This window comes from Antricoccus suffuscus, from assembly GCF_003003235.1.
GTDB classification, from domain to species: Bacteria; Actinomycetota; Actinomycetes; order Mycobacteriales; family Antricoccaceae; genus Antricoccus; species Antricoccus suffuscus.
This window is the reverse complement of sequence record NZ_PVUE01000001.1, coordinates 350495-364681: the sequence shown is the minus strand read 5'-3', so window position 1 is coordinate 364681 and position 14187 is coordinate 350495. Positions and strand designations below refer to the sequence as shown.

The 14187-nt window shown below is 63.3% G+C and carries 11 protein-coding genes; 2 read left to right on the top strand and 9 right to left on the bottom strand.

Annotated features, from left to right (window positions below; genetic code table 11):
- Window positions 1-15: 15 nt before the first annotated feature.
- The 9 genes from CLV47_RS01785 to CLV47_RS01745 are packed head-to-tail and all read right to left on the bottom strand — an operon-like array spanning window position 16 to window position 10485.
- Window positions 16-1131: an acyl-CoA dehydrogenase family protein gene (locus CLV47_RS01785; RefSeq protein ID WP_106347268.1), complete on the bottom strand. Its 1116-nt coding sequence runs from the start codon at window positions 1129-1131 to the stop codon at window positions 16-18.
- Window positions 1128-2372, bottom strand: a complete 1245-nt coding sequence (locus tag CLV47_RS01780; RefSeq protein WP_106347267.1) for an acyl-CoA dehydrogenase family protein — start codon at window positions 2370-2372, stop codon at window positions 1128-1130. The genes CLV47_RS01785 and CLV47_RS01780 overlap by 4 nt, the downstream gene beginning before the upstream one ends.
- Window positions 2369-3730: a CaiB/BaiF CoA transferase family protein gene (locus CLV47_RS01775; protein WP_106347266.1), complete on the bottom strand. Its 1362-nt coding sequence runs from the start codon at window positions 3728-3730 to the stop codon at window positions 2369-2371. The genes CLV47_RS01780 and CLV47_RS01775 overlap by 4 nt, the downstream gene beginning before the upstream one ends.
- Window positions 3727-4836: a CoA transferase gene (locus CLV47_RS01770; protein WP_170110915.1), complete on the bottom strand. Its 1110-nt coding sequence runs from the start codon at window positions 4834-4836 to the stop codon at window positions 3727-3729. The genes CLV47_RS01775 and CLV47_RS01770 overlap by 4 nt, the downstream gene beginning before the upstream one ends.
- Window positions 4826-5725 (bottom strand): ABC transporter permease, encoded by a 900-nt coding sequence (locus CLV47_RS01765; protein WP_106347264.1) that lies wholly within the window; start codon window positions 5723-5725, stop codon window positions 4826-4828. Before CLV47_RS01765 ends, CLV47_RS01770 begins: the two co-directional genes overlap by 11 nt.
- Before the next feature lies 1 nt (window position 5726).
- Complete coding sequence (locus CLV47_RS01760) at window positions 5727-6785, bottom strand: ABC transporter permease (protein WP_170110914.1); 1059 nt, start codon at window positions 6783-6785, stop codon at window positions 5727-5729.
- A 10-nt stretch (window positions 6786-6795) separates the two neighbouring features.
- Window positions 6796-8376: an ABC transporter substrate-binding protein gene (locus CLV47_RS01755; RefSeq protein ID WP_106347262.1), complete on the bottom strand. Its 1581-nt coding sequence runs from the start codon at window positions 8374-8376 to the stop codon at window positions 6796-6798.
- Window positions 8377-8425: 49 nt separating this feature from the next.
- Window positions 8426-9460, bottom strand: coding sequence for an ABC transporter ATP-binding protein (locus tag CLV47_RS01750; RefSeq protein WP_170110913.1), 1035 nt, complete (start codon window positions 9458-9460; stop codon window positions 8426-8428).
- Window positions 9457-10485 (bottom strand): ABC transporter ATP-binding protein, encoded by a 1029-nt coding sequence (locus CLV47_RS01745; RefSeq protein ID WP_202862325.1) that lies wholly within the window; start codon window positions 10483-10485, stop codon window positions 9457-9459. Before CLV47_RS01745 ends, CLV47_RS01750 begins: the two co-directional genes overlap by 4 nt.
- Before the next feature lie 407 nt (window positions 10486-10892).
- On the opposite strand from CLV47_RS01745, the gene CLV47_RS01740 reads away from it, so the two are divergent.
- Window positions 10893-11660: an ABC transporter ATP-binding protein gene (locus CLV47_RS01740; protein ID WP_202862324.1), complete on the top strand. Its 768-nt coding sequence runs from the start codon at window positions 10893-10895 to the stop codon at window positions 11658-11660.
- Window positions 11641-14145 (top strand): ABC transporter permease, encoded by a 2505-nt coding sequence (locus CLV47_RS01735; RefSeq protein ID WP_106347260.1) that lies wholly within the window; start codon window positions 11641-11643, stop codon window positions 14143-14145. The genes CLV47_RS01740 and CLV47_RS01735 overlap by 20 nt, the downstream gene beginning before the upstream one ends.
- Window positions 14146-14187 lie beyond the last annotated feature (42 nt).

The following is a 14187-nucleotide window of genomic DNA, read 5'->3' as shown; positions in this document are numbered from 1 at the left end:
TGTTCGTTAGCTCGTCTAGAGGCCGATTCGGTCGGCCAACCGCCGTCGGTACGCCCCGACATCACCAAAGAGCTGCATCGATGCCTTGGCGCGCTTGAAATACAGGTGCGCATCGTGTTCCCAGGTGAACCCGATACCGCCGTGGATTTGGACGTTGTCGGCCGCCGCGCGGAAGTACGCCTCGGCGGCCATTGACTTTGCGACCGTCGCGACGCGCGGCAGTTCGGTCGGGTCTTCGGTGGCCGTCCACATGGCGAAGTAGGCGGCGGCGCGCGCGCCCTCGACGGCGACGTACATCTCGGCGCATTTGTGCTTGATCGCCTGAAAAGAGCCGATGGGTCGGCCGAACTGCTCACGGACCTTGGCGTATTCGACGCTCATGTCCACGCAGGCCTGTGCCCCACCGACCATTTCCGCGGCCAGCAAGGTGCCGGCGTAGTCGAGCGCAGTCGAGAGGATGCGCCCACCATCGCCGTACTCGCCGATCAGGGTTGCCGGAGCTTCGGTCAGCTCGATCTTGGCTAACGGGCGGGTCTGATCCAGCGGCGGAAGTGCCGTACGCCGTACTCCAGCCGCATCGTCCGTCACCGCGAAGAGACTGACGGTGTCCTCGGTACGTGCGACGATCAGCAGTACATCGGCACTGAGCCCGTCGAGCACGTAAGACGTCGGCCCGGTCAGCCGCCATCCGTCCGCGGTCTGCGTGCCCACGACTTCGGGGGCGAGCACGACCCAGTCGCCCCCGGGCGCCATCCAGGCAACGGTCGCGACCGTGGATCCAACAGCGATCTGGGGAAGTATCCGCCGCGCCGCAGCCACATCGGCACTCGCGAGGAGTGCCGGTACCGCAAGACCATGAGTTGCCAACAGTGGCGACGGCACGAGCGACCGGCCGAACTCCTCGAAGACATAGCCGAGTTCCTGCTGTCCGGCGCCGCTGCCGCCGTACTCCTCGGGGATCGACAGGCCGAGTATCCCGAGGTCGGTGTCGAACCGCACCCAGAGGTCGCGGTCGAACACCTCGGTCGTCGCCATCAGCTCGCGCACTCGGTCGAGTGATAGCTCACGGTCGACGAAACGGCGCACCGTCGCTCGCAGGTCGTTCTGTTCGTCCGTGATCGCCAGTGTCATTGGTTACCTCTCGGCGTCGTGCTGCTTATCGGCTGCGGATCTTTCGGTAGGCCGAGGACTCGTTCACCGACGATGTTTCGCTGCACCTCTGCGGTCCCGCCCCAGATCGTGTGGGACCGGGTGACCAGAAACTCCTCCTGCCACTCATCGAGTTCGTAACCGGGACCGACCACCAGCGAGTCCGGGCCGAGCAGGTCCATCGCAATCTCGGCCATGCGGCGTTCGTACTCCGACCACCGGATCTTGTTGCTCGATCCATTGCCGGCGCCGCCTGGCGTGTTGCCACTGGCAAGGGTCGCCATGAGTTGGAAACCGGTGTAGCGCAGCACCTCTGCCTCGGCATACATCCAGGCAAGTTGCTCTCGCACCCGCACATCGTCGATGAGGCCGCGCGCCCGCACCTGACCGACGAGCTGCCAGAACCGGCGGAAGAACGCCAGATGGGCGGTCGTCGCACTGGCGCCTCGCTCACTGCCGAGCGTGGTCATCGCCGTCTGCCACCCGTGGTTGAGGCCACCGATCACGTTGTCCAGGGGCGCCACCGCATCCGCGAAGAACGTCTCCGAGAAGTGGGCCAGTCCGGTCATCCGGTTGATCGGCCGAAACTCGATGCCGTTGGGCTTCCCGTCGATGGTGATCGGCACAAGGACATACGAGATTCCATGGTGTTTCGGCGCATCCGGATTGGTGCGCACCAGCGTGAAGATCATGTTCGCCTTGAAGAACCCCGAGGTCCATACTTTCTGGCCATTGATCACGAGGCGGTCGGCGTCGACGATCGCTGAGGTCGTCAGGCTGGCGAGGTCCGATCCTGCGCCCGGCTCGGAGAACCCTTGGCAGTAGACGTGTTCCCCGGAAATGATCGGCGGTAGAAATCTCCGCTTTTGCTCGGGGGTCGCGTGCGCGATGATGGCCGGACCGACGAGCGACTCGCCCATTCCACGGGTCAATCGCGGTACGTCGATCCGGTCGAACTCTTCGTTCATGATCGCGACCTCGACGCCGGAGAGTCCTCGGCCGCCGTATTCTTCCGGCCACGCGACGCACATGAGCCGCGCTTCGGTGAGCGTCTGCGCCCACCGGGCGATCACCGCTTCGATCTCGGGTGACGGCTCTCGCGGGACACGGAGGCCGCGGACTTCGTCGGGCGCGTTATCGGCCAGCCAAATGCGGATCTCCTTGCGGAACGACAACGCCGACTCGCTGTACGCGATTGGCGAAGGTGCACCTGTCGTGCTCATGCATGACCTCCTTTTGCGGGCTCAAGATGCCCGTCGCTGGCTGCGGCTGACACGTCGGTCGTTTGGACAGTGCGCGGCGTATCGGTATCTGCGGTAGGCCGATCCCCTACTGCTCCCGATGCCCGTAGCTCCGCGATCTCAGTCGGATCAAATCCAAGAAGGTCACCCAACACCTCGTCGTTGTGCTCACCGAACAGCGGTGCGGCGTAGCGATGCGCACCTTGAGTGCGGCCATGCCGGAATCCAAAGGCGCTGTAGTCACGGGTGCCGACCGCCGAATGATTGAGTGAGACGATCAGCCCATCCGCTTCGCGCATCGCCTCGCTCTCGGCAATCTCAGCACCACCGAGCACCGGTGCCGCCGGTACGCCGACGGACTGGAGGAGACCGGCGGCTTCCCATTTGCCGTGACGCGCCGTCCATGACTCGATGATCGGGTCCAGCTCGTCCTGGTGTGCCAGACGTGCTTCCAACGTGGCAAATCTCGGGTCGTCGACAAGCCCAGCATCACCGATCGCGCGGCACAGGGCCATCCATTGGTCGGCCTCCTCAACGGCGATCACGACCCATTCGTCGTCACCGGCGCAGGCGAACGCGTCGTGCGGCGCCGCGTAGTCAACCCGATTGCCTTGCGGCGTCGGGTTGATCCCGGTATCGGCGTTGGCCAAGACAAACTCGCCGATCCAGTGGGATGCGGCCTCGACCTGAGCGAGCTCGACCCTGCTGCCGACGCCGGTACGCTCACGCAGCTCCAGCGCGGTGACGGTGGCCGACACCGCGTTGAGACCGCCAGTGGGGTCCACGATCGCCGGGCCAGTGAGCACCGGTTTGCCGTCGCCGTAACCCATCAGTGCGGTCATTCCGGCTGCCGGTTCCATAGTCTTGCCCATACCCTGGTGCGTCGCCATAGGACCACCCGGGCCGAATGCGGGCATCTCCACGACGATGATGCGTGGGTTGATCTTGCTCAGATCGGCGTGGCCGATTCCGAGCCGGTCGAGGACGCCGGGCGTGAAGTTGGCCAGTACGACGTCAGCCTGCTCGACCAATTTGTACATGACACCGAGGGCACCGTCCAACTTGAGGTTCAGCCCGATCGACAGTTTGTCGATATTCTGCGAGTTGAACAGGACGCTTCGATTTTGCGGCGACTCGCCGGGCGTGAGCTCGGGGTAGTAGACCGGTGCGCCCGCCGACCGAGTGCCACGCCAGGAGTCTGGATGGTTCGGCGCCTCAATTTTGATGACCTCGGCGCCGAGGAAAGCCAGCGCCCGACCGGCGTACGGCCCGGCCCATGCCGTAGAGAACTCCAAGACTCGTACGCCGCTTAGCGGCCCGGTCCGTACTCGTTCGATCATTTCGACTCCCCAGCAATTGACTGCGCAAACACCACGTCGTCTCCGTAGCAGGGACTGGCAAATCGCACTTCTGTGTCTGCCGAGGAGTTGGTGAAGATCCGGCTCATCGCGACCTCTTCGCGTTGCCCGTCGGTGGATGGCACGGTGCGCAGCATGCTGCGTGCGGACCACTGCTGCGATCCGACAAGGTCGGACAGCGAGCTGACCCGTTCCGCGCTGACTCGACCGGCCTGCGCTTGGGCGACGACGTCATCGGCGAGCATCGTGCTGGCCGGGCCGCGGAACATCTCTACTGCCGCTTCCCAGTTCGCCAAGCGATCACCTGAGGTAAGGAAGCGCGGATCGTCGATGAGTTCCTCAAGCCCGAAGACCCGGCACATCGTGGGCCAGCCCCTGATCGCGAACATGATGACCCATGCGTCCTTGCACTGAAGCATCGCAAGGAATCCGGGGTACTTCGCGCGCGTCTCGGCGGTGCCGTTGTAGCTGTACTGGCTAATCAGGTTTTGCCCCATTGCCGCCAGGGACTCGAACACCGTCGCCTCTACATGCTGCCCGCGGCCGGATGAGCGACGCTCCCACAGCGCCGACACGACGGTGATGTACGCCGAAGTGCCGGTTGCGTAGGACGATCGCCGGCCGACGCCGTAGATCGGCTTGCGCGTGATATCGCCGGTGGCATTCATCGTGCCGCTCAGCGCGTAGTGGATCAACTCACTGCCCTGCCAGTCCCGATACGGTCCGGAGGTCGGGAAATCCCTTACCTCACAGTCGATCGCCGAGTCCGGGACCGAGCCCATCGGCGGTGAGTCAGGCCCGCGCAGTATGACGTCGGCGCGCTTGACCAGGCCGCGGAGAAGTTCTCTGTCAGTCGAAGGGTCGAGTGCTACCGAACGCTTGCCCTGGTTGAGATGTCGGAACAGATATGAGTCAGCGTCCGAAGTACGCGGAGTCATTGTTCGTGTGCGGGTGCCTCCCGGCGGTTCCATGAGTAGTACGTCCGCGCCGTGCATAGCAAGCAGGCGTCCGGCGTACTGGCCGGCGATACTTTCGCTCGTGTCGAGGACAACGACCCCGGACAGTGGCGACTGGGTATTAGGCGACAACGACCTCATCCTTTGCAGCTTGATCATCAAGGGCACCGGCACTCATCCGGTCCCGAAGTGCATCTCCCACGCGATATACGCACATCACCACAATTCCGAGCAGAAGACCAGGTGCGATGATCTGCCCCGGCGAGGACAGTATTTGCGCGTATCCATCAGACAGATCGCTGCCCCAGCTTGGTGTCGGGCGTTGTGGACCAAGTCCGAGAAACGCCAACACGCCCTGGATCACAAACGCGAGACCGGTATAAATCGTGACTTGTACGACGACCGGGCGCAGCGCGATCGGCAAAATATGCCGGATCACGATGATCGGCATCCGCACCCGGCCGAGCCGCGCGCTCAGGACGAACTCCTGGCTACGTAGCGCGAGAACACCCGCGCGCGTCAGTTGTGCGGTCTTCGGCGAAAAGACCAGCCCGATGGCGATCATCGACGTCACCAGCCCGGCCCCGAGGGAACCGGTGATCGCGATCGCCAGGACCAACGTCGGGAAGGCAATGACGGTGTCGGCGACGCGCATGAGCGTAGTGCCGACGTACTTCGGGAAGTAGCCAGCCACCGTGCCCCAGGGGATCCCCACGACGAGTGTCACTCCGATCGCGATGGCAACTCCACCGAACGCGTTGCGCCCGCCCCAGATCAGCCGGCTGAGGACGTCCCGCCCGAACTGGTCGGTGCCGAGCCAGTGAGACGCGGACGGGCCCGCGAGACGATTGGGAAGGTCGTTGGTCAGAGGGCTGTGCGGAGCGACCCAAGGGGCAAAGATCGCCGCGAGCAATACCAGAGCGAGTACGGCGACCGCAACAATCAGACCGATCTTGGGACGCCGTCGCGAGCGCCTGGTCGCCCCAAAGTTTCGGGGTTCCGTGTCGACTGCAGAATCCATCTCATGCACCCCTTGTCGCAGGATTGACGATTCCGCTGATGATGTCGACGATCAGGTTCACCAGCAGCGCGATCACGACGTAGATGAGCACGATTCCGAGGATCAGCGTGTAGTCACGTACGGCGATACCGTTGACCAACGTGCCTCCCATCCCGGGAAGCACGAAGATCTTCTCGATGATGAGCGTGGCGCCGAGCATCCCCAGCGCTAGAAGCGCAACCACATTGAGCACGGTGGGCATCGCAGCACGAAATGCGTATTTCCAGACCACCACCCGTTCCGGGATCCCCATAGCCCGGGCTGTTCGCGTGTGATCGCTCGCTAGCGCGTCGATCATCGCGGCGCTGACCTGCCGGATGACGATGGCAGACCCTCCTAAAATCATCGGCACCACAGGAAGCACTATGTGATAGAGGTTTCCCAGCGGGTCTTCGGTAAACCGCGGGTAACCGAGCCGCGGGAACCAGCCCAGCCACACCGCAAAGAGGTCGATCAGCAACAGAGCAAGGAAGAAGTCAGGCACCGCGAGACCGAGGCCGGAAACACTCTTGACGAAGTTTGCCGATGGCCGTCCGGCTCGTTTGGCGGTAAAAACGCCGATCGGTATGGCGATAAGTACGGTTGCCACGATCCCGATGAGCACTAGCTCGATGGTGACTGGCAGGGCGTTCTTGACCAGATCCATCACTGGTTGCCCGGTCTGGAAGGACTCTCCGAGGTCACCGGTCACCGCTCGGCCGAGCCAGGAGAAGAATTGCTCGAAAAACGGTCGGTCCAGCCCCAGTTGCTTTTCGACCACCGCTATGGCTTGCGGCGTTGCGTCCTCTCCCAGCCGCGCGTACGCAGGGCCGCCAGGGATGATCTTGACGAGCAGGAAGGTCAGAAAGCCCGCACCGATCGCAGTCGGGATGAACAATAGAAGGCGCCGAAGAACGAATCGCCCGATCTTGCGGGACGACCCTTTCGATTCTGCCGGATCTTCGGGTTGTCCGGTTTCCGGCGCCGCACCGGCCGGTTCACCCCCGACCAGTCGCGGCGCCGTCTTCTCGATCGCATGCATTGTCGATGCCCTACTGCTTGATCGAGAGAGCAGCGAGATCGGGCTGTCCGTTGATCGCCAGAGCGCTCTTTGCATTGTCGACTTTGTCGGTCCACGCGACCGAGATCGGGTTGTAGAAGAGCGGGATGATCGGCAGCTCGGCCTGGTAGACCTTGTTGGCTGCTTTGATATTGGCGTTCAGCTCGTCCTGGTCTTTCGATGCGCCTAGGGCTGCGACGGCCTCGTTGCCGCCGTCCAAGGGCACGTGTCCTGCGTTGCCCGCTGACGACGTGGTCAGTAGTCGCCGGTAGATCGAGTACCAGTCTGGCCCGGAGTTCATCCCGGTCGACATCAGATCGTATTTGTGATCGGTATAGAACGACTTAGTCGCCTCGGGGAGCGCCTTCGCCTCGAATGTCACGTCGATGCCAACCTTTGCCAACTGGTCGGCGATCACGATTCCGTTGTTGACATAGATTGCGCCGTCCAGACCCACCCCATTGAGTTTCAAGCCATTGGGGTAGCCGGCGTCTGCCAGCAGCTGCTTCGCCTTTTTCGGGTTGTAGTCGTACGTCGAGGCCAGCCCCTTGTCGTAGTACGGATGGCCCGGCGGGTATGGCTGGACGGACCCAACGTCGCTCAGACCGTCGGTGCCTACTTCGGCAAGAGCCTTACGATCAATCGCATAGCTGATGGCCTGGCGCACCCGCACGTCGGCGAGCGGCCCGTGGCTTCGGTCGATATTCAGATCAGCCACGGACACCCCGAGGTAACTATCGAACGTGACGCCAGGCGTGTCTTTCAGGGTCTTCGCCGCCGTGGAGTTAAGCGAGAACGCGAAGTCCGCCTGACCGCCGGACAACGCAGCAACTTGGGCGGAGGGATCGGTAATGATCGAAATCTCTATAGCGGCGACCTTCGGCGCCGGCACTCCGGCCTCCTTGTAGCCGGTCCACCTCTTGAGGCTGATGGTCGAGCCGGGCGTGAATGTCTCGAGCGTAAACGGTCCGGCACCGACGGGCTTCGACCCAAAGGCCGTACCTTCCTTCTCGCGAGCCGCAGGCGATGCGATCAGCCCGAGCCGAGAGGAGAGGATCTCAGGTAGGCCGGCATTGGGCGCATTGAGGTGGAAGACCAGCGTCTTCGTGCCCTCGGCCTTGACACTCTCGATCTCGTCGACGGTCTGGCTTCCCAGCGCGAGGCACTGGTTGAGGCTTTCGGCGACGGTGGAAGCATTCAATGGGGTGCCGTCTTGGAACGTCAAGCCCTCCTGCAGGGTCAGCGTGAGCGACAGCGAGTCGTCAGAGAATTTCCAGCTTGTCGCGAGGCCCGGGGACAGCTCGCCTGTTGCCGGATTGCCCCGGATCAACGGCGCGTAAATCAAGTTCATCGAGGTTGTCTCGGAGCCGTTGGCCGTTCCACAGGGGTCGAACTGGTTTGGGGTGGCGCCCTGGACGACCTTCAGTGTCGCGTCCTTATTGGCGGCCGTGTCGGTGCTCCCCGAGGCGCCCGACGAACATGACACCACGCTTAATGCGGTGAGCGCGCTCGCCGCCATCGCAATCACGGGAGCGAGCTTTCGGCGTGGAACGCCTCTTAACGTGTGGGCCATCAGGTCTCCTTCTTGGGCAGTAAGTCGTTGATACACAGGGAATGCAGGATTAGGCGGATCGCGGTTGCAGTTCGCCGTCGCGGATCTCGCGCCAGTAGTGGCACGCGGTTTGATGACTGGAGTCTTCGTCTGCTAACTGCATTGGCGGTGCTTTCTGCGCGCACAGCGGCTGTGCGAATGGGCATCGCGTGCGGAATCGGCATCCAGACGGAGGGTTGCGCCCATCCGGGATCTCGCCGGGCAACAACATTCGCTTATCGGTTCGCTTCTCGAGCGTGACGACCGGAATCGCACTGATAAGTGCGCTCGTATAGGGATGCATTGGCCGTCGAAGAATGCTTTTCACCGGCCCGATCTCCACGAGCTGACCGAGGTACATGACGCCAACTTGATCGGCGAGGCGCGCTATTGAAGACATATCGTGCGAGATGAACAGATACGTGAGCCCGTCATCCTTCCGAAGTTCGTCCAGGAGTCTCAGTACGCCGGCCTGCAATGAGATGTCGAGCGCGGACACGGGCTCGTCGCACATGATGATCGGCGCCTTCGACGCGAGCGCCCGGGCGATCGTGACTCGCTGGCGCTGCCCGCCGGACAGCTGAGCTGGTCGTCGGTCAGCGAGATCCGCGCTCAGTCCAACACGCTCGAGAAGCTCCACTGCCCTGGTTTTCAACTTGGTCGGAATCCGGAGCTTGGACGGTACGAGAGGCTCCACCACGCTCTTCCAAATCGGAATACTCGGGCTCAACGCAAGCAGCGGGTCTTGGAAGATGACCTGCACGAACCCATCACGACCGATCGACTTCGCCGCTGGTTGGAGTTCGCTCCCACCGGTGCTCAGCTCGATGGTTCCGGACGCGGCCCGAACCAGCCCCGCGATAGACATCGCCAGGGTCGACTTCCCGGACCCGGACTCTCCGATAACGCCGAGTGTCTTGCCACGCTCGATCTCGACCGTCACGCCATCGACCGCACGCAATGCGTTACGTCCACTCCCGTACGAGACAACCAGGTCGTTGACGCGCAACGCGACATCGCGGCCGCGGTCGATAGTTGCCGCGCGGTCCGCATTGACGACGCTCATTCGGTCACCCCGACCAGTTCGAGCTCGGCGTGCCTGATACATCTGGTCAGAGCACCGGTAGACGCGATCGCTATCGGCGGGATCGCCGCGGCGCATTCGTCACGGCGATATGCACATCGTGGGCCGAAGCGGCATCCGCTGGGCGGGTTTGCTGGGTTCGCCGGTGAGCCGCCGATACCGACCCAGTCGTCAGTTTTGTCGAGATCGATCTTGGACGCTTGTAACAACGCGCTGGGATATGGGTGTTGCGGATGGCGCAGAAGTCCATCCGTGGAATCGATATTGGCGACCTGCCCGCAATACATTGTGACAACTCGCGAACAGATGTCACTGATGACACCGAGGTTGTGACTGATCAGAACGACCGAGATCCCGCGTTCCTCGGCCAGGTTCCGCAGCAACGAGATGATCTGCTGCTGGATAGTGACATCCAGAGCAGTCGTCGGCTCATCCGCTATCAGCAACGCGGGTTCGCAGATCAGGGCCATAGCGATCATCACCCGCTGGCACATGCCACCGGAAAGCTCATACGTGTACGAATCTAGTGTTCGTCTCGGGTTCGGCAGACCCACCTGACTCAGCAAATCGATTGCGCGCGCACGAGCCACGTCCTTTGAGACGTCCTCATGCGCCCGGATGACGTCGAGCAATTGCTTGCCAATCGGGCGGGCCGGGTGCAGCGATGCCCGCGGCTCTTGAAAAATCATGCTCAGCTCGTTGCCGCGTAGTTGACGAAGCTCCTCCGGCTCCGCTGCAAGCAATTCCTTGCCCTGGAACTGAACCGATCCGGACACGACCGCCGAACCCGGCAGAAGACCCATCAAGCTCAACCCAGTCAGGGTCTTCCCGGATCCCGACTCCCCCACGAGGCCGACAACCTCGCCGGCATCGACCGAGAACGACACTTCGGAGAGCAACTCCACGCCGCCGATCGAGACACCCAAACTATCGACGGCAAGGAGGCGCGCCCGATCAAGGACGGTAGGTGACGCCGACGTCGACGTCATTTCAATGCGCGGGTTCATGGGCCGCTACTTCCAGTTTGAGGGTACGAAAGATCGACCGCACGAATCCGTGCGGTGGTTAGCGTTTCGGAGTCACGGCTTATCGCCTGCCACGCCGAGATCGCAAGAACAGCGCGACTTGCGCCCCTACTTGCAGTTGCACTGCACATAGTTTGCACGACAGATTCTAGAAAGACAAGACCTGAGAAGTGACCTGCCGCACACGTAGCGGCGCGGCAGGCATGATCGGCAACCGACTCCTTGTCGGCTGAGTCTCTTCCCCGTCATGTCGCATCTGCCAGGACAAGGAGGAGGTTGGCGTGCCAAGGGGCGAACCGTGGCGCGCGCCCAGTACTGGAGATAACTACAGGTAGAAGGCGGGATCTGCCGCCATCGCGCACACGCCACCCCGCTCATAGCGTTGGGGCATGATTCCGATGATGACGGACCCGTGCGTCACACTGGTCGACGTGTCCAAGCGGTACGGAAAGGGCGCGACCGCCGTACATGCACTCCGCGAGGTGAGCGTGACCCTCCCCCGCGGCTCGTTCACCGCCGTCATGGGACCGTCCGGCTCGGGTAAGAGCACCTTCCTGCACTGCGCTGCCGGTCTCGACCTACCGACCTCCGGACAGATCACGCTCGGCGACACCGACCTGACCGGCATGCGCGAAGTGAAGCTCACCGAGCTGCGCCGCGAACGCGTGGGATTCATCTTCCAGTCTTTCAACTTGATCCCGTCCCTGAGCGTGCTGAACAACATCACGCTCCCGATGCGGCTGGCCGGTCATCGTCCGGATCGCGCCTGGCTGCACGAGGTGATCGAGCGGGTCGGGCTAGGCGAACGCACCACGCACCGTCCGGCCCAGCTCTCCGGCGGCCAGCAGCAGCGAGTCGCGATCGCGCGCGCCCTGGTCGCGCGGCCGGATGTCATTTTCGCCGACGAGCCGACCGGAGCACTCGACAGCGCCACGGGTCACGATGTGCTGATGCTACTGCGAAACACCGTCGACCAGATGCACCAGTCGGTCGTGATGGTGACGCATGATCCCGTGGCTGCGGCAATCGCCGACCACGTACTTTTCCTTGCCGACGGCGAAATCGCGGGAGTGCTCGGACGCCCCTCGACGGAGGCGATTGCCGCTCGCATGTCCGACCTGCGAACGGGGACCACGCATGCGCACGCTCGCGTTTGAGACACTCCGCGCCCGCAAGGGCAGCTTCATCGCCGCCTTCGTCACTCTTATATGTGCGGCAGCGCTCGTCGCTGCGTGCGGCAGTCTGCTCGAGTCCGGTATCCGCGGCGCCGTTTCGACCGAGCGGTACACCGCAACCCCGGTGGTCGTTGCCGCCGACCAACTCCTAAAAGTGTCGGAGATCTCCGGAGACAAGACGAAGATCAAGACCAAGGCCTTGACGCAGCACGAGTGGATCGATGCTTCACTACTCGACCAGATTCAAGGACTACCGGGCGGGCAGGACGCCGTCGGCGAGCTCACTTTTGGCGCCTCCGTGCTGCGTCCGGACGGTACGCCGATCCCGACTTCGAGGTACGGCGAGTCGCTCGGTCACGGGTGGGGCTCGGCGGGTCTCGCACCATTCACCCTCGCTGAGGGCAGTCCGCCGAAGTTGCCTGGTGAGGTCGTCGTGGATGCGCGGATCGCCTATATAGCGGGACTTCACGTCGGCGACGCGGTAAATATCCAGACGGCGGCCGGCGCCACGCCGTACGTCGTCTCCGGCATCACCAAACAGCAGCTATCGCATCAGACGACCATTTTCTTCGCCGACTCCGAGGCAAGTGCGCTCGCGGCCCATCCGGGGCTGCTCTATGCGATCGGCCTTCCGGGCGCCACGCACTCCGACTTAACCGCCATCCAGGCCGCCGCAGGTAAAGCAGGCGCGGAGGCATTCACAGGCGATCGCCGTGGGGCGGTGGAGTTTCCTGGCGTAGCCAGGTCGAGTACGACGTTGATCAGCCTCGGCGCTGTACTCGGCGGTATCTCATTGCTGATTGCGATCCTCGTCGTCTCAGGCACTCTGGCACTGTCCATCGGACAACGCGAACGCGAACTCGCGCTCCTGCGCGCGCTGGGCGCCACACCCAAGCAAGTGCGCAAGATGATCGGCGCGGAGGTGTTGCTGCTCGGTATTGTTGCCAGCCTGATCGGGGCCGGAGTGGGGATCCCTCTGTCGCGACTCCTGGGCGATGGGTTCGCCCACTTTGGCGTTATACCGCCGAATCTCAGAATCGACGTCGGGCTGATTCCGATCGGCATAGCAGTGGTCGCCACCGTCATGGCGGCGTGGACTGCTGCCCGGGTGAGCGCGCGTCGTACGACAGCGATTCGCCCGACAGAGGCTCTCGCCGACGCGGCAGTCGGCCCGCGGCGTCTTGGTGTCGTGCGCATTGTGCTGGGCGTGGTTGCAGCCGGCGTCGGCGCAGGGTTCATCTTCCTAACCGCGCATCTGCATAGCGACGCGGGCGCCTCGCCAGTGAGCTTCTTGTCCGTGATTGCCGCAGCGGTCGCGATCGCGTTGCTCGGCCCGACGCTCATGCGCGGCGCGTCGATTGTTCTCGGCGTCGGGCTGTCGGTGCTGTCACGTCGGTCCGGATTCCTCGCAGCCGCCAACAACCGCACCAATGCTCGACGGCTTGCCTCCATCGTCACGCCAATGGCGCTTGGGGTCGCAATGGCGTGCACGATTCTGTTCCCGCCGACCGCGTTGCAAGATGCGACCGCCGCCCAACGAGTAGCCGCGACGCGCGCAGACTCCGTGATCGTCGCTCCCGGTCCCGGGGTCACCGCCACCCAAGCGGCCGCCGCACGCTCGGTGTCCGGCGTACACGCGGTCACCCAGGAGACCCACGGAAAGGTGTGGTTTGGGCGCGAAAAGTACGACGCCACCGGTCTTACACTCGACGGTTTAAGGGACAATATCGATCTCGGCGTCATCAGCGGTAGCGCGAATCTCAACGACAACCAGCTCGCGCTCTCTCGCGCGACTGCGAACGATCTCGGGCTGCGCGTGGGCGAGCCGGTCGACCTACGGCTCAGCGACGGCACGCCGATCAGCCTGGTCGTCGGCGCGATATATCGCAACGACCTGGCTTTTCCAGGAGTTGTGCTGTCCTTCGATCTGCTGGCTGCGCACGGTGATTCGGCGTATAGCTCGTCCCTGAAGATCAGCGGAGCATCGACGGCGCAGCTCCGGAATGCGGTTGCCGGCGTACAAGTGATGTCGGCGGACCAGTTCCGCGCCGCACAACATAGCAGCGGCGAAGGCGTGTCCAAGGGAATGGGCTACATGATTCTCGCGCTGATCGGCGGCTTCACCTCAATCGCGGTCTTCAACACGCTCGCCATGGCAACCGCCGCACGGTCCCGCGAGTTCGCACTGCTGCGGCTCGCCGGCATGAAACGTCGTGGCGTAATCCGCATGCTGCACCTGGAAGTCGGCGCCGCGACTTTGGTTGCCGTCGTACTCGGTACGACGATCGGCCTTGCAACAGTGAACGCATATGCGCATGGCGTGACTAACGGTCCCGCATCGATCACGTGGTGGATGTACGGCGTCATCGTCGCCGCAGCCGGCGCACTCACGTGGGCCGCGAGTTCCCTTGCCGCCAGATCGGCTTTGCGACCGGCCCCGGCGGACGTGATCTCGGCCCGCGAATAGCCATGACAGATGTCAGGGGCCGCATCGTGACTCACGACCACG

What these genes read in the sequence shown, in the direction of transcription:
- CLV47_RS01785 (WP_106347268.1), bottom strand. Translation starts at nt 1,131, where the DNA reads ATGACACTGGCGATCACGGACGAACAGAACGACCTGCGAGCGACGGTG.
- CLV47_RS01735 (WP_106347260.1), top strand. Translation starts at nt 11,641, where the DNA reads ATGCGCACGCTCGCGTTTGAGACACTCCGCGCCCGCAAGGGCAGCTTC.
- CLV47_RS01740 (WP_202862324.1), top strand. Translation starts at nt 10,893, where the DNA reads ATGATTCCGATGATGACGGACCCGTGCGTCACACTGGTCGACGTGTCC.
- CLV47_RS01765 (WP_106347264.1), bottom strand. Translation starts at nt 5,725, where the DNA reads ATGGATTCTGCAGTCGACACGGAACCCCGAAACTTTGGGGCGACCAGG.
- CLV47_RS01750 (WP_170110913.1), bottom strand. Translation starts at nt 9,460, where the DNA reads ATGAGCGTCGTCAATGCGGACCGCGCGGCAACTATCGACCGCGGCCGC.
- CLV47_RS01745 (WP_202862325.1), bottom strand. Translation starts at nt 10,485, where the DNA reads ATGAACCCGCGCATTGAAATGACGTCGACGTCGGCGTCACCTACCGTC.
- CLV47_RS01775 (WP_106347266.1), bottom strand. Translation starts at nt 3,730, where the DNA reads ATGATCGAACGAGTACGGACCGGGCCGCTAAGCGGCGTACGAGTCTTG.
- CLV47_RS01760 (WP_170110914.1), bottom strand. Translation starts at nt 6,785, where the DNA reads ATGCATGCGATCGAGAAGACGGCGCCGCGACTGGTCGGGGGTGAACCG.
- CLV47_RS01755 (WP_106347262.1), bottom strand. Translation starts at nt 8,376, where the DNA reads ATGGCCCACACGTTAAGAGGCGTTCCACGCCGAAAGCTCGCTCCCGTG.
- CLV47_RS01780 (WP_106347267.1), bottom strand. Translation starts at nt 2,372, where the DNA reads ATGAGCACGACAGGTGCACCTTCGCCAATCGCGTACAGCGAGTCGGCG.